Below are 20,671 nucleotides of genomic sequence, written 5' to 3' on the forward strand. Positions count from 1 at the left end.
ATTCATCCACGACTTAAAAGAAGTCGTGGTATTCTTGCATTTTTAAGATAAAAAATCATCCTGAAAAATCAGAAACGTTAACGTTAAAGTAAATTACAGTTAACTAAATTAAAAAAAAGTCAGACACCATCAAAATAACGAGGCAAGACTTTAAAAAAATAAAAGTTAGAAGAGAAAGTAATCTCTTCTATTTGATTGTTATTTTAACTTTCTTGGATGCTGATTTGTAAGTACTGTCACCAGCATACTTGATTACTGCAGTGTGTTTGCCTTTTTTGGTTATTTTAAGGCTGAAAGTAGCCTGACCTTTAGCATTAGTTTTAGCAGTATAAGTTTTACCATTAAGTTTCATAGTTACTTTTTTACCAGATTTAAAGTAGGTCTTGCCGTCAGCGGAAGCACCTTTAATGGTTTTTAAAGTAACAGTATACTTTTTGGTTTTAGCAGTTGCTTTATAGGTTTTAGCAGAAGCAGAAATTGTAACCGGTTTCTGTTCAATAGTAATCAGATAAACAGACATGGTTGCATTGTATTCCTCATCACCCAGGAAAGTAACAGCAAATGTTAATCTGTTTTTGTCTTTCAGGTTGATTTGAACGCTTGCATAACCGTTTTCATCAGTAGTCCTTTCCAGTGTTTTTCCATTATAACCGATTAAAACAGTTTTGTTTGCTAAAACGTTACCGTCAGCATCCTTAAGCTGTACAGTAAAGTTCTGACCCCTTTCACCTGCATAATAGTCAACAGCGTACTGAGTGAAGTTTTCACCGACAATTACAGTGGACTGACGTATTTGAGAAGTCAATTTAATTGTAATATTAGATCCGGCATAATCATCACTGCCTGCATAATCAACAAATATTTCAGCTCCGGACTCTGCAGGAATCACAAATGAACCTTTATCGTCACTGACAGTAGCATTTGAAACTCCATTAATAGTATATGTAACATTTGCACCTGAAATCGGATTTCCGTTTACATCACACAATGTCATTGTAACATTATCTGTAAAAATGACAACATCTGAAAATTTAGAAAGTGCTTTTAAAACAGTAACAGTTGCATTCCTAACAGTTACATTGTCTATACCTACATAATCTGCGCCTATTGTGTAAACCGCACATTTATCGAATGTATGCTGTGCCCACCAGGTACCGTTGCCGCCGTAAGTCGCATTAATCTGAGTGCCGTTCGGCAATATAAATACCAGATTACCAGGCATGACTTCACTCAAAATATTGGATTCTGCAGTAAGGTTAACAGTCCTGTTTGAGGTTGTCTGAGAGACAACATCCACATTGAAAGCAATGTTTGTAAATGTCTTTTCACCTTCACCGTAGTATGAATCAGCGTCGTGGCGAACAGTGAGGTAATAATTATCACCTGAGCTAATATTTAAAACAATTTTACCTTCCCCATTTGTAACTGCACTGACATTTAGAGGCACACCGTTAACAACACCGGAAACTGTGACGTTCTGACCTGCTTCAGTATATAACATGACAGGTACAATGGTGGAATTTCCTGTGTTTTCAACACCATTAGCTCCCCAGTAGGTAACGTTTGTGATGTTGACATCACTCATCTTTCTGGACAGTATTGCATTTAAAAGGTTGTCGTAACCCTCAAAAGCAATTTCAATATTATTTTCATTGACTGTTAAAGTAAATGGAGATAAAGAATCCATACTTGCCCTATTGTTCAGGAAAGTAGAATGGGAAATGGACCTGGTGTATTTTAAATCCCCAATAACCCAGAAGTAAATTGCAGAACCCTTATAAGCTTTATTGCCTGTGAAATTACAATTTACCACAGTAACATTCCTGTCAACGTAAACAGCACCACCGTCACCTTCACTATCCTCATCACTTGCATTGTTGTTGGCGAAATTGGAATTTACAATATTACCTGAACCCATATAGAGAGCACCGCCCTCAACTGATGCTCGGTTAGCTGTGAAATCACAATTATTCACATTAACATTAAATTCATCTGCGACAGCCCCACCAAAGCCTGCGAAGTTATCTTCAAAGCTGCAGTCAGTCACATTACCTGAATTTTTAATTAATACTGCGCCTCCAAGACTGCCGGCGCCGGTTGCCCTGTTGGATATGAAAATGCTGTCAGTCACATTACCTGAACCAATGTAGACGGCACCTCCACCACCATAATCATAAGTTGCAGTATTGTTTGTGAAAATACAGTTTGACACTTCACCGGTACCGTTAATGTAAACAGCACCACCTTCTTCAGCACAGTTATCAGCGAATGAAACACCATCAATAATACCGTCAACAGTAGCGATTGCACCACCCTTAAGAGCAGAGTTTCCAATGAAATCACCATTGAATATTACATTCTCAAATGTATCAAAGAAATTCACACCTCCACCTCTAGGAGAAGTGTTATTTATGAAATTACTGTTGAATGTAATGTTATATGGAGTTTGACGGTAGTTTACACCCCCACCATTCAAATTAGCAGTGTTATTAATGAAATCACAAGTGAAGATACTGTTGGATGAAGTATCCTTAAATGTTATTGCACCACCGTTTCCAACACTCGCATCAACCTCACCTAAAGCAGTGTTAGCTATGAAATCACCTGTAAAGTTATTTCCATCAGTAGTGTTATAGAAAAAGATTGCACCACCGCAGGATTTAGCAGTATTGTTTGTAAATTCACTATTGAATACATTACTGTTAGCCTTATTGTAGCAAAAGATTGCACCACCATAGATAGCGTAATTGTCCCAGTAACAGCCTTCAAAGGTGTTGTTGTCAGCCTGATTATAAATAAATATTGCTCCTCCGCTTGCAGCTCTTGCTTCATTAGCTATAAAATCAGCAGTGAAATTGTTGTTCATGGATTTTCCACGCACAAATATCGCACCACCGCCTCTTTGAGCAACATTGCCTATATAAATTCCGCTGATTGTGGCATTACTTATTCCTCTGTTGAAGTATATAGCTCCACCGTTATTTGCATGGTTGTCAATGAATACTGAGTCGATTTTAGAAGCATTGCAAACTACACCGAAATATACTGCTCCGCCGTCAACGGCAGTGTTGTTGATGAAACGGGATCCGACAATATCCACATTACCATATGCAAGTATTGCTCCACCATTGCCTTCGCTAAATCCATTTGTGAATGTGATATTGTTTAAAAGCACATTTGTGCCGCCGTCAATATTGAAGATCCTTGATTTGCCCTGTGCATCTATTGCAAATCCGTTACCGTTGATTGTTAAGTTCTTGCTTATACCTATTCCTTCAGTTATAGTGTCTGTACCTACTGTGTAGGTGTAATTATGCTCAAGATTGATTATGCCATTGTCTGAAGCATTATCAATTAATTTTTGAAGCTCATCAAATTCCCCTGAGCTTGAAAGTTTATTCCAATCATGATTGCCTGTTTTTTCGGCTATATCATTTTCTTCGCTTGCCTGGAGGTTATCCTCAACTGTTGAGGACACTCCTATTTGACTTGCATCTTCGCTTGCCAGTGCATCATCCATTTCACCTGCATATACATTTGCAAGGCTTGCGAGAAAAACGACAAGCGTCAGCAAGATTATTGTTTTTTTAACCTTCATATTAAATCTCCATATTATGAAAAAAAACATGATTTTACATGCTCGATATTTATAATGTTCAATTTTAAAGAAAAATAATAACCCCATTTCAATAAAATTAAATTAAATCAAATATTCAATACAATGTTTATCGGCGAAGCAATATATATGTATATTATTTTAGAGCCGAAAACCCAGTGAAATTTCAAAATCAGATTTTTTTAAGTTATTTTAGAAAGCCAATGCAATATTGATTTAAATTCATTTAAATATTGATTTAAGAGTACAATATTCTATTTTCAACATTATTAAAATATTGCTTTGAATTTGAATGAATTTAGGCACATAGAATAGTTAAATTTATATTTAAGTAAAATAATATAATAATTTGTGGCAGGAAAATTTATAGAGGCATTCAGTCTACGTGAAATAATAAATTTAGCACAGATATTTGACATTAAATCATTCATAAGAGTTATAAGTGCCGTTATAATCTCACAAGTATTTGCGATTACAGTTGTTGTCGGATTCAGTAACGGATTTGATCTAATTGAACTTGTAAAGTCCATTTCAACATTCTTTTTGGCACCGTTTTTTTATATAGCTGCCAAAAGATTTGTTGGTTTGAATGTCCGTGAACTTCTTAATAATACTCCAATATAATCATCTCCATTATTAGATATATCCATAAATTTAATTAACCTGCCAAATCTAAACTATAGTATAGAAATGTGAGAGAAGAATAACTAATTGATATTAAAAGTGATATAAATGATGATTCCAACAATACCTACTCCTGAAGAAATCCTGGACAAGGGATTCAGCAGAGGTAAAAAACAAGCAGACCTGATGAGGTCCCAAAAGATACCTAAACACTTAAAAGGAAAAAGAATTGAAGAAAGAAGAGTGGTTACCTCCTGCCAGGTCATTAAAGACAAATTAAAATCAATCATTGACGCAGTTCCTGAAATTGAAAGCCTGCATCCGTTCTATCAGGACTACATCGACATTACCGTTGGTGTGGATGACATGAAGCAGGCATTGGGTGCTCTTAACTGGGCTTATGGAATTATAACCCAACTTGAAAAGGAATACGGTTCAAAAATTAGGAAAAATCCCTCTGAAAAGGCAACTGCTATTCAAAAACAGGCTTATGGTCGAATTTCATCCGTTATAAATAAAATCAGAAAGGATTTGGATTTCCTGGACTTTGCAAAGCAAAACCTGAGAAACATGCCCACAATTGATTTTGATGCAACCACAATCGTCATTGCAGGTTTTCCTAATGTCGGCAAATCAACATTGCTTACACAGCTAAGCAGTGCAGACCCTCAAGTTGCAAACTACCCATTTACAACCAAAGGTATACAAATCGGACATACTGAAATCCACTGGAGAAGCATACAGATTATTGACACTCCAGGATTGCTTGACAGACCGGTTTTGGAGATGAATGATATTGAAATGAATGCGATTGTTGCGCTGGAACATCTTGCAGATGCGATACTTTTCATTTTCGATGCATCTGAAACCTGCGGATTCCACCTCGACAACCAGTATAATCTCTCAAAGCAAATCGAAAAGGTATTTTCTGAAATCCCGATGTATTATCTCTTCAATAAAATGGATCTTGTTGAGGACAGCGCATACCTTGACGAATATATTGATGATAAGGAAAAGTCCATTTTCATATCAGCAATTGAAGGTGAAGGGGTTGAGGAAATCAACAAAATCATACGCTCCATTAAAAAAATAGACCGTACTGTTGAAGAGGAAGATGACGAATATTATTAACATGACATGACTAAAGCACATATAATCGTAATTAAAAAGATATAATCATGTCAATCAAAAATATTTTAATTATTGGACTAATATTGGCTCTGTTGAGTGTTGCTGCAGTATCTGCAACTTCAGTACCCGGCAAAACAATTGATTTAGTAGAGGCAAACGGATACAAACTAATCGATGATTCAGGCATCACATACAATTACACAAACGGCAATGATAACCTAACCATCCTTTTCATGTTCGATTCCGAACTTACCCTGGACGACCTTCAGGACGGTTTTGAAGAAAAAACAATCAACAATACCCTTGGTTTCTACAAAGAGGATGAATACGGATATCATTTTAATTATAATTGCGATAATGATGCAGTACTAATCGTATCTACCGACAGAGGCATCATTGACAAAATTGTAGTCGGAAATGACCTCTAATTCTTTTTTAGGAGTTATGCGAAAATAACTCCATTTTTCAATTTTCAACACTTACTTTTTGCATTTCACTACCCTTATTTTGCATCTTGAAAAGCAAGAAAAATAGCTATTTAAAACGAATTTAACAAAGTAAATACAACAGTTAACTAATTGGAGATTTATCAATACTAAAAATTAGAAGGTCAATATTATGAATGCAAAAGAAAGAACCAAACAACATTTCAACCAGACAGCTTGCGATTACAACAATTCAAGTGATGGAAAATTTGTCAAACCAATGTATGAAAGTCTTGTAAATGAGATTCAAAAATTACCTGGCGGAAAACTTCTGGATGTCGGATGCGGAAACGGAAATCTGTTTAAATACTTATCCGGCAGCGAATATGAACTTTTTGGAGTTGACTTTTCCCAAAATATGATTAAAGAAGCGGAAAATAACTGCCAAGAGAATGCATCATTTAAAGTAGCTGATGCAGAAAGCCTCCCATTTGACAGCGACATGTTCGACATTATCGTTTGCAATGCCTCATTTCACCATTATATCCATCCGGACAACGTGCTGAGAGAAATGCATCGCGTTTTAAGGGATGGAGGCAAACTACTGATTGGAGATCCCTACATTCCTACTGCCGTAAGGCCTGTGATGAATGTGCTAACCAAGTTCTCAGATAAGGGAGACTATCATTTTTACGGTGAAAATGAAATGAAAAAACTATTTAAGAAAATAGGATTTGTTCCTGTTTCATTTGAAAAAACAAGCCCCCGTACTGCATTGCATATTGCTGAGAAGTAACATTCAGACTAGTAATTCTCTCCCAACCATCCCTGATTAATATCAGGATATCCACACTCCTCACAGTAACCGTCATAGTATGGTGCGCCACAGGACGGGCATTCGGAGTATGAATCATCATCATAATAGACATTTCTTTTTGTGGTTGTCGTATTTCTTTTAGGTGCGGTTTTGTTCGAAGGTCCGCTATCAGCAGAACAGCAGGCCGCAACAACAATCACTACAAAAACCATTCCCAAAATCATTCCTATTAAATCCGGACCTGATGAATACATATTTAAGATTATGTCCTAATCATATATATTATATCCTCACAAAGTTTTTTAAACAAGACAACTAAAATATCTATATCAAAATAGGAGAAAAATAAAATGAAAATTACAGTTGCTGGAGTAGGATATGTAGGGCTTTCACTTGCTGTTCTACTAGCTCAAAAACATGAAGTTACAGCTATTACAACTACAGAATCAAAAGCTGAAAAGCTAAATCAGTTTATCAGTCCAATTCAAGATGATGAAATAGAAAGATTTTTTAAAGAGACCCGTGAGGGAAAAAGGAAACTGAATCTCTATACAACAACCGATAAGGAAGCCGCATATAAGAGTGCAGAGCTTGTCATTATAGCCACCCCAACAAACTATGACGATGTCAATCATTTCTTTGACACATCCGCCGTTGAGGACGCTATAGAATGGACTCTTAAGGTCAATCCGGACGTGCTTATGGTCATCAAGTCAACAATACCTGTCGGCTATACCGAATCAGTACGTGGAAAGTACGGAATCAAAAACATCATATTCAGTCCTGAATTCCTTCGTGAGTCAAAGGCGCTTTACGACAATCTCCATCCGAGCCGTATAGTTGTCGGATGCGATGATGACCAAAAAGATGAAGGACAAATGTTTGCAGACCTTCTTCTTGAAGGTGCAAGAGAAGAGGAAAAAAGGGCCGGTTGTCCTGAGCAGGACATTCCAATATTGCTGGCGCACCTAACAGAAGCAGAAGCAATCAAGCTTTTTGCAAACACCTATCTTGCAGTAAGGGTCAGCTACTTCAACGAACTTGATACATATGCCCAGACAAAAGGCCTTGATACACAGATGATTATAGACGGAGTATGTATGGATCCACGTATCGGAGGACATTACAACAACCCTTCATTCGGATACGGAGGATACTGTCTGCCTAAGGATACAAAACAGCTTTTGGCAAATTATAAGGACGTTCCACAGACCATGATAGAAGCTGTCGTAAATTCAAATTCCGTGCGTAAGGAGTTCATTGCCGACCAGATCATTTCAAGAAATCCAAAAACCGTCGGAGTTTACAGGCTTACAATGAAAAGTAACAGTGACAACTTCCGTGCATCTGCAATCCAGGGCGTAATGAAACGTATAAAAGCAGAAGGAATTCCAATTATTATCTATGAGCCTACATTGGATAATGGAAGCGAATTCTTTAAATCCGAAGTGGTGAATGATGTTGACCGCTTCAAAAGCGAAAGTGACGTCATTATCGCAAATCGTTTTGATTCAGACATTCTTGGCGATGTTGTGGATAAGGTGTACACAAGAGATCTCTTTAGAAGAGATTAAACCAGTTAACATTACTGTTAACACTCTTTTTTTCTTTTTCATAATCCCTCAAAATCATTGATAAACAATATATATTGCAATTAACATACATTTACACAACAAACATCAATTATCTAGGGATTTGATTAAATGGACAGAAAAATATTTTGGCTAATTGTTCTTGTCGCAGTAATTTTACAGTATATCAATCTTAAGTATCTACTCGGCATTCTTAGCGGATATGGAATCTTATCGTTAATTATGATATTCTACCCGGTGATACTGCTGGTGATACTTATTATCGTCATGAAGCCAGTAACCAGAACAAAAAATTTTGGATTTTTCAGCCTGACCTATACTATTTTCGGCTCATTTCCCAAAAAAAGTACAACCAGAGAAATTTATGTTCCTGCAGTGAATAGAACCATAACATTCAACTACAATCAAACAGAACACAAAATTTCAAATACCGTTAATGTGAATAGAGGAAATGTACCGATATATGAAACTTATAATGTAGGTACTGCCATATTGGAGATATTATACACAGAATTAGATGAATCGATATCCGAACTGGAAAAGAGCCATATTACCATATATCTGAGGAAAAATTTTTTAGATGTGCCCTATGGAAAAGGCTTTTATCGGAAAAGCGATTATACAAAATCCGTTTCTAACTTCAGTGACGGTGAATTAAAAACATCCGGAAACAAGGTGGTTGTCTATAAAACCAACCATAAGGATTTGGAAGCAGAAATTGTATTTAATTAGCCTATTCCAGATTAAACTCAAATAATTTTGATTTAAAATAGATGAAAACAAAAATAGTCGGTGCCATTAATGACATAGGAAAAACGTAGGATATTTTAAATCTAAAAATAAGAAAAAGTGAATATAACTGATTTAATCGAAAAATAGAAAATAAGTAATTGGAAAATTTTTCCAATTAATTTTTCTTAAATAGAATGTTTCAAATTTTAGAATGCTATTGGTTTAACATTGTTGTTTTTATTGAAATCGTTCAATGTTGAAAGCAATTTAGCAGAATCCATGTTGCTTGAATCTTTTGCCCAAGCCACAACGATGTATTGGTCTCCGTTAACATCAATAACTTCTGATACCCCATGAGTTGCATGATCATAGTCAGTGAAGTTGGCGATGTGGTCTGATCCTACATCAAGTTTTAAATCATCATCAGGAACTATATATTCCCTTCCGTCATGATGGATTACATTATCTAAAATGTTATCGTTTTCAATATCATCGTAAACATCGTCATTTACGTTTTTGAAAATTAAAATTCCACAATCCTGATTACTGTTTGTGTATACTGAGTAGTATTCCCCGTTGTAGATGCCTTTGTATGTGTTGTCTATTTTAAAATCGTTTACACTTGCGGCACAAACGCCTCCAATTAAAAGTGCGGAAACGACCAGAGCAAAAAATATTTTTTTCATGTCCATGTTATCACCTGTATTTTTGTTTTACTGTGAGGTATTGTGAATGTGAGTCCTTTCAAAGTACAATTAAATATATTAAAAAGTCCATATATAAAGTTTTTCGAATGTAAGTGCACACTTGCATCTTAAAATAGTAAAAAAACACCATATAAATCATATTTTAAAAAAATAAGTGTTTTAAAAATTAGTTTGGTTTTTTAACGGCCAAAATATGTTAAAATCAATGCCGATTAATGAAATTACTCATCCATTTTGTATAGCAGCCCTCTTTTTTCAATATATTCAACTATTTTAGCAGTATATTTATTCACTATAGGAATCCTGTCCATGTACTGGCTAAAAAAGCTTATATCACGTTTTGTTAAAACCTTTAACATTATTAATGATACAATATAGATTGAACTGCCGATTATAATTCCTATGATTAGACCTATTAATGTTTTAGGAATCAGATAACAGACTGCCATTAAAATCAAGTTGCAAATTAAAACCAGCAATATATTTTTCCAAGGAATTGATATTCTGGTAGTTCTTATTACCAACAGCATTATGATAATCATCAGTATACATGTAGTTATTGTTGTAGCTATTGCGGCGCCAATAATGCCCATCATATTAACAAAAACCGCATTCAATGCAATATTTAATGCAGTACCCGAAAGCAGCACATACATTGGCAGTCTAGGCTTTCCAGTACCCTGAAGTATGCTGCTGCTAATCATATATATGCTATAAAAAGACATTCCTATTACCAGGATACTTAAAACTCCAGAACCAGGAGTATAAACATTTCCAAACAGCAACTGAATGATAGGCACGCTGAACATGCTTATAATTACGCACATCGGAATAACTGTAAGAATGCAATATCTCAAACAGTCTACGACATATTCCTGCAATAACTTCTGATTTTTTAAAACGTAAGCTTCTGCTGTTGCAGGAAGCAATACTGTTGAAATTGAAAGTGAAATAACCAACGGAATTCTTGAAATGGGATCAGCTGCATTATAAAACCCTACATCCGTAGACAGCATGAAAACACCTATAACCAATGTGCCGACATCATAAATTGCCATTTCAGACAATGCAGTAATAGCTACAGGCACTGCAAAACAAATCAGCATCCATAATAATTTCAATTCCTCTTTAAAACTTAAATCCAGAGAATCTTCAGAATAAAACATCGGACTGATATATTTTTTATACAATAACACGGCAGTTACAGCCGAAACTATAAAACCGAATGCCCCTCCCAATACGGCACCCATAGCATATAATCCGCAATAGACAAATACAACCGCAAAAACAATTGTTGCTAACTGCTCGGCCATCCTGTTATATACGGTATATTCATTTTTATAAACTCCCTGAAATGCGCCTCTCATAGCTCCTACAATTACGCTAAAAGGAGTTATCAGACTAACGGCCCTTAATGGCCATACGACCAAGGGTTTGTGAAATATTGCATTTGCAATAAAATCTGATGAAAACAACAGGATAATGCTTAATAATATTGCCATTAGAACCATAAACTTGGTTGCAGTATAAATTACCTGTCGGGTCAGAGCCTTTTCATCTTTTGCATTATATTGCGCAACATATTTCGATATTGCAGGAGGCAGTCCGCCGGCAGATAAAATTTGAAATATTCCCTGAAACGGTAAAGTCAATCCATATAACCCATATCCTTCCGGTCCGAGCATTCTGCTCATCAATAGTCTATTAACGTAACCGCCAACTCTAAAAAGTAAGTTGCCTATTATTAAAATGAAACTATTTTTAAGTACCTTATTAGACATGTTCTTCACTTAATTGAATATATAAAATGTTTATATAACTTTATAAAAATATAATTATATATTTAGTATTTATTTGAGGCTAATTAACTATTTTATGGTAGATGTTTATGGATTATAAAAGATATGATATTTTTTCACCAATAGTATTTGTCCTACTGGTCATTATCTATTTAATGTTTTCACAAATAGCATTTTCTTATCATATACATAAATTAATTGGCGTTGACGTCTACACTATTGGAATAGTATTGTTAGGACTTGTATTTTTTATCATAGGCATTGCATTGTCAAATTATCTTCTTAAGAATAAGGAAATCAAATTAAATACTGAAAAGATAGATAAAATTTTCTCGAAGCGTCTGGTTTTATCAATGGTGATAATTGGAATATTGCTTCAGATTGTAAATTTAATATATCTGGGAGGAATCCCATTATTTAGTGGCTATCTCAAAGCACGTGCTGCAACAAAGATATGGCTGTTAAGTTATCTGATCTTTCTGCCATCGATTAATATTCTAATAGCAAAATACGATGACAAAAAATATTATCTGCTGTTTTTAATAGGATTATTGCTGTTTGTATGTACAGGTTACAGGACAACTGCAATGGCTATCGTAATAAGCGTATTGATAACATCATATTATACCAAGGATCTGCCTTGGAAATATCTGATATTGTCCGTAATTGCCATATTCATATTGCTGGTGGTTGTGGGATATGTTGCAGTTAAATCAATTGAATGGCAAGCATGGTCGTCAACTCCACTTGAACTGTTATTTTATAGGGCAGGATATACCCTGCAGGTTTTAGACCATGCAGTATTCAGGCAGGGCAGCACTCATGGTCAATTATTATATAATACACTGATGGGATTTTTTAAATCCACAGATCCAAGAGTGATTGCCGGCTCAGCAACAATAGGTAAGGCACATTCAACAACTTCAACAATTTTCGGACCTGCACTGCTTGATTTCGGATTATATGCCATGCTAGTTCAAATGACAGTCCTCGGATTTATAATAAATTTGATTTATAAAGTGCAGACTAATGTCAAGAATATTTTCATTGGATTGTATGCAATACTGATGGCTCATTTAATAATCTGGATTGAAACAGGCCCTACTGATCTGGTCGTGTTTTTATTCTATCTGATTTCAATAATAATATTAATTTATGCAGTTAAAATAAAAAAGGTGGATAATAAATGAATATCGCTATTGTAGCAGAAACAGCTCCTGCAAAAACCTTAATTCCAGTAATTGAAAAAGTCGATGCAGACATTTTATCTTTAACTCATAGTGAAGGGGCAATGGAATTGTTGAGCCCTTACAGTAATGAAATTTATTCAATAGGTGCAGGCAGAAGGAACACAACAAAGAAAAGAAGCAATTTTACAATCGCCAAACTGGTTTTAAAAGATACTATCCGCACATATAAAGCCTTAAAAAAGCATCCTGTTGATTTGACATTAACATGCGGAAATGCAGGCGACGTGCGTAAAGGACTCGCAGCATCAAAAAAATTAAATATTCCAAAGCTTCACATGGAGCAGGACATTTATAACCCAATAGAAATGATGGCTTTTGCAGATTTAATCACCGTTCCAAATAAGACTGCTATGAAACAGTTAAAAGAGATGTATGACCTTACAAATACCGTAAATATAGGCGGATATCCTCAGGCGGAATATGTAAGCAGAGTTCAGATATCAGAACCTGAGAAAATATATGAGCAGTACCAACATGACGATTTTTATGTTCTTTTTTTAGGCGGAGATACAAGAGCTTCAGATATTCCCGAAATAATTAAAGAAGCAGAAAAAATAGATAAAACAATATTAGTCATTCCATTCAGGTTTGAAACATCCACCATAACTCCTCATATCACCAAAGACAATGTTTTTGTTGTTGACGGTTATGTGGATTTAATCAGTCTGATGAACGCTTCACAGGGAGTAATTTATTGTGCCGGAATGGGAGTGACAATTGAAGTTGGCGCTTTAGGCATTCCCGCAGTAAAGATTTTGGGTTTCCATACTCAACACGCAAGTAATGATCTGGCCAAGGATTTAGGAATAAATGTCGCTTCTGCGGATGATATAGATCATGCCGTTTCCCGGATGAAAAAACCTCAAGGAAAACGTTTAATTAAAGACGGTTGCAGGGCAAGCATTAAAGTGGCAGAATTAACTGCAAGTATGGACTCATTTGACCAGAATTGTGGTGGCCTAAGTAGTTTAAGGAAAATCTGGAACCAGAGAAAACAGTATAGATAAGATATTCTTAATTATTTTTTTAGTTCCAATTTATAATAATCATGTTTTTTGAATGTTTATATTGCATACACTAACAAAAATCCATAGTAACATCATTTCAATATTAGTAAACCTTGTTATGGAAACATTGTAACAGTATCAGCAATCCAAAAAATAAATAATCTTCAGGTATACTATAGCTATTTTTGACGTTAATTTCAAAACCAACAACGAGAAATTTGAAAACATTTTGAGGCGCTTTGGACTTAAAAAAATTCAAACATCACATTGGAAAATTAAGTAATATCCGAAACTTGAAAAATTTAGTATTTTACCATATATGCATGGATAATCCTAAGTTATATATTTTTAAACACAATATTATATTAAGGTGATAATATGGAAAAGAAAGATAAAATTATTATCGGGGTTTTAATTATTGTTATCTTAGCATTAGTTGCATGTTTGGCAATTATTGTGGCAGGTAATGGTAATTTATTAAAAGGAGAGGCAGGAGTCGAAGAAGGAATGCAAGTCTATGATTTTGATTCTGCGTTCACTATGGTTGTAAAGGATGATGCGAAATTCTTGAAATCATGGGAAACTACACCTGTAAGCATTATTAAAACTTATTATAATAAAGATGACAACTATCTTATTTATCTGTCTGAATCCGATTATTTTGCAAACAATTTAGAAATTTTCTCAACCTTGGTGAATGACACAGGCAAATTTGAAAAAATCGATGATATGGGTTTAAATATAGTAAAAGTAATTGACAAATCAGAAAAGGTTGATGTGGGAGGTTCTGAAAAGTACTTCACTTATAGAATTGGTTTGGTTGATGGGAATAAATTTATTGTTTTATATGGTGATGATTTAGACTCTCTTAAAGATATGGCCAATTCAATTAAGATTAATGGGAGGCAATAATAATGAATAAAAAATATATTTCTATTTTAATAATATGTTCGTTAATAACAGTACTTTGCATGGGTCTTGTTTGTGCTAAATCAATGCAAACTCAAGATTTCTATAGTTTTAAAATTGACACCCCCAACGGTTCAAATTTTGTCAAAGAAGAAATTGAAATAGATGAAGACAATATCTTTCCAGGTTCTCAAGAAGCATATGTTGATGAACAAAATCAGATTATGATTTATTATATTGATTCTCCTATTTTTGCAGGAGAAAATAATGCAATAATATACCATGCTTTATTTTCAACTCTTAATCCAGATGCAAATCAATCTTATGAATATCAAGAAGACAATTTAAGAGTTATTGAAACAGTCACTGAATCTGAAATGAATTTACAACTAGTGGGATTAACTTCTGGAAATGAAACAATTCTTTTAATTGGTACAGATGTGGATTTGCTAAAGGATATGGCGCACACTGTTGAATTTTAGGCGTGATTAGGATTGGTTTAGTTAAAGTAATAATTGTAATTGTGGCAATTGTTACTGTAATTTGGCATAATATCTAAAGGAAGATGCACAATTAAGTATTTTAGAACATGGCATTATTCAAGAAGACATGAATTTATTGATTTATCCAATTAAAGATATCATTCATTATCTGAAAAGAATGTTTATCCTGATAAAAAAGGAAAAACTGTATTTCAAAAGTTGGATGCCATTTCTTCCAGCGATAAAGTGAATGTTGCTCTTAAAGATATAAGTGCGGAGAATTATGAGGTAAATGAAACTAGAAATTATCTTATTAACTTTGAAAATGAATAATGTAATGGCAGGGAAAATTTAAGAAAAATGATAATACTCTTCCAAATATTTATATGTTATTGCATACATAATATTAGTTGAGAGTTAGAAGGTAAAAACTTCTTGAAGTTAAGCCTGCATATCCTTGTCTCGACGAGGGGCGAATTAGGTGGTATATGGGTTCTTCTACTTCATTAAATTAATTCTAGTTTTCATATACCAATTTTACTTTTTTGTTTTTTATCAAGCATAACCACTTTAAAACAATACTAATATCAATATTTAAATTTTATTATTTGCCCAGATATAATTGAATATTTACCTAATATTTATAGCAAATAAATTAATGTGGATTAAATCTCATCATCCAATAGGAAATCTAATATATTCATATGTTTTATTCCGTCTTGAGACATGTTAAAATCATCAGTTGAAATAACATATTTTGGATAATTATCATTAACTAGAAGCAGAGGTCTGAATTCTCGCTCGATTGTGTCTTCATGAGTCAATTGTCTGGTTACTTGAACATAGATTTTTTCACCCATCTTTTTACAGACAAAATCAATTTCATAATTTTTAATACATCCGATAGTTATTTCATAACCTCTTCTTAAAAGTTCAAAATAGACAATATTTTCCATGATTCTGCTGTTATTGACCTGATTTCGTCCAATACGTATCTGGTTAAATCCTTGATCAACACAATAATATTTTTCATTTATGGACAATATTTTTTTACCTTCCAAATCTTCCCTTTGCACTTTATACAACAAACAGGCATTTGTAAGATAATCCAAATAATTATAGATTGTTTTTGGTGAAACCTTGATTTTTTCTTTTGTACGCAGGTAATCGGAAATACTTTTTGAAGAAACGATTTTTCCAGTATTATCCAAGATAAAATCAACTATTCGTGTAAGCAAACCTGCATCCCGAATATTATATCTCTCAATGATGTCTTTTAGAAATATTGAGTTGAAAATATCATTTAAATATTCGATTTTATCAGTTTCGTTTTCAAGAGAGAGTAAAAATGGAAATCCTCCATATATTAAATAATCAGTGAATGCATCTTTATTTGGAGGAATCTTTTTATAGTCCAGATATTCTTTAAATGAAAAAGGATACATTTTAATTTCCATATATCTACCTGCCAGATGAGTGGCCAGTTCTCCAGACAATAATTTTGAATTGGAACCAGTTAAGTAAATATCACAATCATAGTCTATTCTAAAGCTATTGATTGATCTTTCCCATCCATCAACATTTTGGATTTCATCAAAAAACATGTAGAGTTTACCGTCAATACCTTTTGTTAAATCATCTACAAGCAAATCCAATTCACGAGGATTAGAAACATTTCTGTATTTTGCACTTTCAAAATTGATAAGAATAATATTTTCCCTGTTAATTCCTCTTTCAAGCAATTCATCTATGATTAAATTAAACATGTAAGATTTGCCGCATCTTCTTACACCAACAATGATTTTAATTATATCCTTGTCAATTAATGAGGATATTCTTTTTAAATATAACTCTCTTTTTACCATAATACTATTATAAAATTATTAACATATAAGTTTATGTTTTTTTAAAAGTAAAAATTATAAACTTATATCAATATTGATTTTATAATATTAAAATAATAGTAGTATAAAATTATAAATTATCAAAAATTAAAGAAATTTTAACTATAATTTAATTTATGTTTAAATTGAATATTACATAGATCAATATTCAAAACAGAAATCAGATAAAAACACTATTAAGATAAATTTTTTCACAAAACATTAATCATCAACCTTAATCATCAACCAACATAGATTTTTTATTATTACTCAAAATTGTTTAAATCATAAAATAAGTAATTTAAAGAGTTTTTAAAAATTAATCATCAACCAAAAAATATGTTAATCATCAACCACATATAGTATAGTAATTAAGAAAAATAAAAGTTGATACAATGTTTGAACCTAAATTTACATACACTGATAAAATTGTAAATTATATTGCAGAAATCGCTTCAGCTAAAGAAGTTATCAGCAATGCAAAAATAATCCCATTATACGATACCAAATTAAAACAGGATGCCCTTATCAGATCTTCACATTATTCAACATCAATTGAAGGAAATCCTTTAAACTTGGATGAAGTAGAAACATTAATCAAAAACAATCAGAAACCAACTACAAAAGCAGAACAGGAAGTATTGAATTATTTTAATGTATTAAATCATTTAGATCAATATTCAGATAAAGTTATTAGCCAAGACACAATTTTATCCGTACACAAAGATCTGACTAAAGATTTATTAAGAAATCCAGAATATGAAGGTAAATTTAGAGATACTCCAGTAGTTATTGGCAATTTACATACTAAAGAAATAAATTATGTGCCTCCGGATGCTTATAAAGTGCCTTATTTAGTAGATGAATTATTAGACTGGCTGAACAATACAGCAGATGAAATGTATCCAGTCATCATTGCAGGAATTCTTCATTATGAATTGGTACGTATCCATCCGTTTGTTGATGGAAATGGACGTACCAGCAGACTTATGGCAACTTTAATTCTGTCCGTTCACAAATTTAATATCAATGACTACTTCACTTTAGACGAATATTACAATCAGGACCGACAGGCTTATGTCGATGCGCTAAACAGTGCAGATAAAAACCATAACTTGACAAACTGGCTGGAATATTTCTGTGGAGGAGTATTATACTCAATCAATAAAGTTAAATCTGAAGTATTGAAATTAGGTGAAATTACATCAAAATATGATAAAACTATTCAATTAACTCCAAATGAAATTTCCGTATTAACACTTCTTGAAGAAAAAGGACATATTCAAAACAAGGATATTCAAGAGATGTTAAATATTACTCCTCAAGCCAGCTATAAGATTATTAAAAAATTAAAAAATAAGGAATTAATAGAAAGTAGGGGAAAAGGTAGAAATACAGAATACCATCTGATAAAACATTAATCATCAACCTTAATCATCAACCATCATAAATTTTTTATTTTTAATTAAAATAGTTTAATTAATGAAATAAGTAATTTAAAGAGTTTTTAAAAATTAATCATCAACCAAAAAATATGTTAATCATCAACTATTAAAACATATTTAAATCGAATATTCTGTATGTAAATATGCATTCCTCTTTTAATTTTTACCAACATATTCCAGGATATTTAATTCCATCATATGCTATAAGAATTTGTCAATAATTTGAAGTTCATTCCCATTTTCTAATTGAGATTTTTTAAATTGAAGTAATTTGGGATTTACCTGTTTTAATATGATATTTTGGCAATTATCCTCTTAAATTTGATCTAAAATTATACATTCTGTTAATTTCCATTCCTCGGCGACTTTTAGAATACTCTTGACAACAACATTACCCGTTAAGTATTTATCATAGTTGTTGTGAGGAAATAATATTGCTTTAATTCAATATAATTGTAGTTAAAAAACCATATTATTTAAATCTAACCATTTTAAAAGGTTTAAATATCATTAAAACTATAATAATCATGATTAAAAAGATTTGGAGCATGATAAAATGAATAGCAAATTTGAAATTAAAATTTTTGGAAATATAAAAATAAGAACAAAATGGGATCCTGAAATCGAGGATTATTATTTTTCGGTTGTGGATGTTATTGAAGTTTTAAGTGAAAGTAAAAATCCTAATAGATATTGGTCTGATTTAAAAAGAAAACTAAAAAAAGAAGGTAGTGAAATTCTTAATGAAGTTGAAAATATGAAAATGTTATCCCCCGATAACAAATTTTATAGGACAGATGTCGTTACCTCAGAACCTCTTTTTCGAATTATTCAATCAGTACCTTCTCCAAATGCAGAACCATTAAAATTATGGTTGGCAAAATTAGGTCGTGAAAGATTAGACGAAATAGCAAATCCCGAGCTTATATCTCAAAGACGTAGAAACACCTACAAAGAAAAAGGTTACAGTGATAAATGGATTGATCAAAGGGAAAAAACCATTGAAGTTAGAAATGAGTTAACTGATGAATGGAACCGGTCTGGAGTAAAGGAAGGCATTGAACATGCAATGCTAACTGATGAAGTCAGCAAGTCCTGGTCCGGATTAACAACACGAGAATACAAAAATCTTAAAAATCTTAAGAAAGAAAATTTAAGAGACAATATGACAAATACCGAACTCGTGCTAAATATGCTTGCTGAAGTTTCTACAACCAAAATATCTAAAAAAGAAAATCCAAAAGGATTTGATGAAAGCAAACCTATTGCTAAAAGAGGAGGAGGGGTTGCTGCAGGAGCCCGTGGAATTTTAGAAAAAGAATTGGGCGAATCGGTGATCAGTACAGATAATGCAAAAAACCCCAAATTATTGGATAAATAGTTCTGTAATTTATTAAATTTTGTTCAGTCATACGAAAAAATCGTATGTCTGAAAATATTTTTATTTTTATAATTTTTTTGCTGATAATGTATAAGATTTTAAATTTTTAATAATTAAAAAATAATTAAATTAGACCATTTCAAATAATTTGTTTAATAAAAATTAGTTTAGATTTGAAATATATTGTTTAATAAATATAAAATATTATTTCTTTCAAAGCATACAATCTTGCCAACAGTTTAAATCAAATATTACCTCAAGCAATAATCAAAATAAAAATATATTATCAAAATATTATGAAAAAATTGCATAGTTACCATTTAATTAAAAGAATTTTAAATCAAAAGGAAATATGATTTTACATAATTTAAACCATCAAATAATCTCCATTACTAAAATCAATAAAATAATTTTTGAATTTCATAAAAATAACCCATTATTTATATGAAAAACAAAAGATTAAAAAAATTAAGATTTAATTACTTTTAGTTATAAAAATAGAAAACTTTATATACTTACAAAAAGTAGTTCAGCGAAAAATTGTATAGTTACCCTTTTATCCAGATTTAAGTGGTCAAATAGTTTAGTTTGGAAGTAACTATATTTTAAAAATTTTACTTACAAACATTAACTAGTCAAATTTTTGAATAGTTACCAAATTCTTAAAACAAATTAAAAATTCAAAAAAATTATAAAAACTTTTTAGCTTCTTTCATGAATTCTTCAGCCTTATTAATACAATCATTGGCAATGCTTTCATCGATGTCATCAACAGCATCATAATCAGCGGCTTCTCTCAAGGATTGTGTGCTTGACAGATATTTAGAGATTTTTCTGTCAAAAGAGTCATTCAAAACATACTCCTGACCAA

At 32.5% G+C, this 20,671-nt stretch carries 18 protein-coding genes; 12 read left to right on the plus strand and 6 right to left on the minus strand.

What is annotated here, in order from left to right; all coding sequences use genetic code 11:
* Positions 1-187: 187 nt before the first annotated feature.
* Positions 188-3,598: a hypothetical protein gene (locus Q0W04_RS09085; RefSeq protein WP_298502357.1), complete on the minus strand. Its 3,411-nt coding sequence runs from the start codon at positions 3,596-3,598 to the stop codon at positions 188-190.
* A gap of 369 nt (positions 3,599-3,967) precedes the next feature.
* Between Q0W04_RS09085 and Q0W04_RS09090 the strand changes: the two genes are divergently transcribed.
* The 4 genes from Q0W04_RS09090 to Q0W04_RS09105 all read left to right on the plus strand — a co-directional run bounded on the left by Q0W04_RS09090 (position 3,968) and on the right by Q0W04_RS09105 (position 6,592).
* Entirely contained in the window at positions 3,968-4,240 is a 273-nt protein-coding gene (locus Q0W04_RS09090) for a hypothetical protein (RefSeq protein WP_298502359.1), read from the plus strand.
* Between the two features lie 108 nt (positions 4,241-4,348).
* Entirely contained in the window at positions 4,349-5,371 is a 1,023-nt protein-coding gene (locus tag Q0W04_RS09095) for an NOG1 family protein (protein WP_298502362.1), read from the plus strand.
* Positions 5,372-5,418: 47 nt separating this feature from the next.
* Positions 5,419-5,799 carry a hypothetical protein gene (locus tag Q0W04_RS09100; RefSeq protein ID WP_298502365.1) on the plus strand — a complete coding sequence of 127 codons (381 nt, stop codon included), beginning with the start codon at positions 5,419-5,421 and terminating at the stop codon, positions 5,797-5,799.
* A 190-nt stretch (positions 5,800-5,989) separates the two neighbouring features.
* Positions 5,990-6,592 (plus strand): class I SAM-dependent methyltransferase, encoded by a 603-nt coding sequence (locus tag Q0W04_RS09105; protein WP_298502367.1) that lies wholly within the window; start codon positions 5,990-5,992, stop codon positions 6,590-6,592.
* 8 nt (positions 6,593-6,600) lie between these two features.
* On the opposite strand, the gene Q0W04_RS09110 is transcribed toward Q0W04_RS09105, so the two are convergent.
* A complete protein-coding gene (locus Q0W04_RS09110; RefSeq protein ID WP_298502370.1) occupies positions 6,601-6,867 on the minus strand; it encodes a hypothetical protein in 267 nt (88 codons plus the stop codon).
* Positions 6,868-6,963: 96 nt separating this feature from the next.
* Between Q0W04_RS09110 and Q0W04_RS09115 the strand changes: the two genes are divergently transcribed.
* Together Q0W04_RS09115 and Q0W04_RS09120 are read left to right on the plus strand one after the other, a co-directional pair.
* Entirely contained in the window at positions 6,964-8,187 is a 1,224-nt protein-coding gene (locus Q0W04_RS09115) for a nucleotide sugar dehydrogenase (protein WP_298502373.1), read from the plus strand.
* 129 nt (positions 8,188-8,316) lie between these two features.
* Positions 8,317-8,937, plus strand: coding sequence for a hypothetical protein (locus Q0W04_RS09120; protein WP_298502375.1), 621 nt, complete (start codon positions 8,317-8,319; stop codon positions 8,935-8,937).
* 206 nt (positions 8,938-9,143) lie between these two features.
* Here the strand turns inward: Q0W04_RS09120 and Q0W04_RS09125 are convergent, their stop codons facing one another.
* Both Q0W04_RS09125 and Q0W04_RS09130 read right to left on the minus strand, forming a co-directional pair.
* A complete protein-coding gene (locus Q0W04_RS09125) occupies positions 9,144-9,629 on the minus strand; it encodes a hypothetical protein (protein WP_298502377.1) in 486 nt (161 codons plus the stop codon).
* Between the two features lie 236 nt (positions 9,630-9,865).
* Positions 9,866-11,425 (minus strand): flippase, encoded by a 1,560-nt coding sequence (locus Q0W04_RS09130; RefSeq protein WP_298502380.1) that lies wholly within the window; start codon positions 11,423-11,425, stop codon positions 9,866-9,868.
* A 107-nt stretch (positions 11,426-11,532) separates the two neighbouring features.
* Here Q0W04_RS09130 and Q0W04_RS09135 point away from each other — a divergent pair, with 107 nt between their 5' ends.
* The 4 genes from Q0W04_RS09135 (at position 11,533) to Q0W04_RS09150 (ending at position 15,091) form a co-directional block, all read left to right on the plus strand.
* On the plus strand, positions 11,533-12,633 hold the full coding sequence (locus tag Q0W04_RS09135; protein ID WP_298502383.1) for an oligosaccharide repeat unit polymerase family protein: 1,101 nt from the start codon (positions 11,533-11,535) through the stop codon (positions 12,631-12,633).
* Positions 12,630-13,700 (plus strand): hypothetical protein, encoded by a 1,071-nt coding sequence (locus tag Q0W04_RS09140; protein ID WP_298502386.1) that lies wholly within the window; start codon positions 12,630-12,632, stop codon positions 13,698-13,700. Before Q0W04_RS09135 ends, Q0W04_RS09140 begins: the two co-directional genes overlap by 4 nt.
* A gap of 378 nt (positions 13,701-14,078) precedes the next feature.
* On the plus strand, positions 14,079-14,612 hold the full coding sequence (locus Q0W04_RS09145) for a hypothetical protein (protein WP_298502388.1): 534 nt from the start codon (positions 14,079-14,081) through the stop codon (positions 14,610-14,612).
* A 2-nt stretch (positions 14,613-14,614) separates the two neighbouring features.
* On the plus strand, positions 14,615-15,091 hold the full coding sequence (locus Q0W04_RS09150) for a hypothetical protein (RefSeq protein WP_298502390.1): 477 nt from the start codon (positions 14,615-14,617) through the stop codon (positions 15,089-15,091).
* Between the two features lie 665 nt (positions 15,092-15,756).
* Here the strand turns inward: Q0W04_RS09150 and Q0W04_RS09155 are convergent.
* Positions 15,757-16,956 (minus strand): ATP-binding protein, encoded by a 1,200-nt coding sequence (locus Q0W04_RS09155; protein WP_298502393.1) that lies wholly within the window; start codon positions 16,954-16,956, stop codon positions 15,757-15,759.
* A gap of 413 nt (positions 16,957-17,369) precedes the next feature.
* Between Q0W04_RS09155 and Q0W04_RS09160 the strand changes: the two genes are divergently transcribed.
* Both Q0W04_RS09160 and Q0W04_RS09165 read left to right on the plus strand, forming a co-directional pair.
* Positions 17,370-18,395, plus strand: coding sequence for a Fic family protein (locus tag Q0W04_RS09160; protein WP_298502396.1), 1,026 nt, complete (start codon positions 17,370-17,372; stop codon positions 18,393-18,395).
* Positions 18,396-18,975: 580 nt separating this feature from the next.
* Positions 18,976-19,800 carry a BRO family protein gene (locus Q0W04_RS09165; RefSeq protein ID WP_298502398.1) on the plus strand — a complete coding sequence of 275 codons (825 nt, stop codon included), beginning with the start codon at positions 18,976-18,978 and terminating at the stop codon, positions 19,798-19,800.
* 689 nt (positions 19,801-20,489) lie between these two features.
* Here the strand turns inward: Q0W04_RS09165 and Q0W04_RS09170 are convergent.
* Positions 20,490-20,671 (minus strand): HEPN domain-containing protein (locus Q0W04_RS09170; protein WP_298502402.1); only part of this gene is annotated, 182 nt, incomplete at its 5' end.

Origin of the sequence: uncultured Methanobrevibacter sp. (genome assembly GCF_947170395.1) — an archaeon.
Taxonomy (GTDB): domain Archaea; phylum Methanobacteriota; class Methanobacteria; order Methanobacteriales; family Methanobacteriaceae; genus Methanocatella.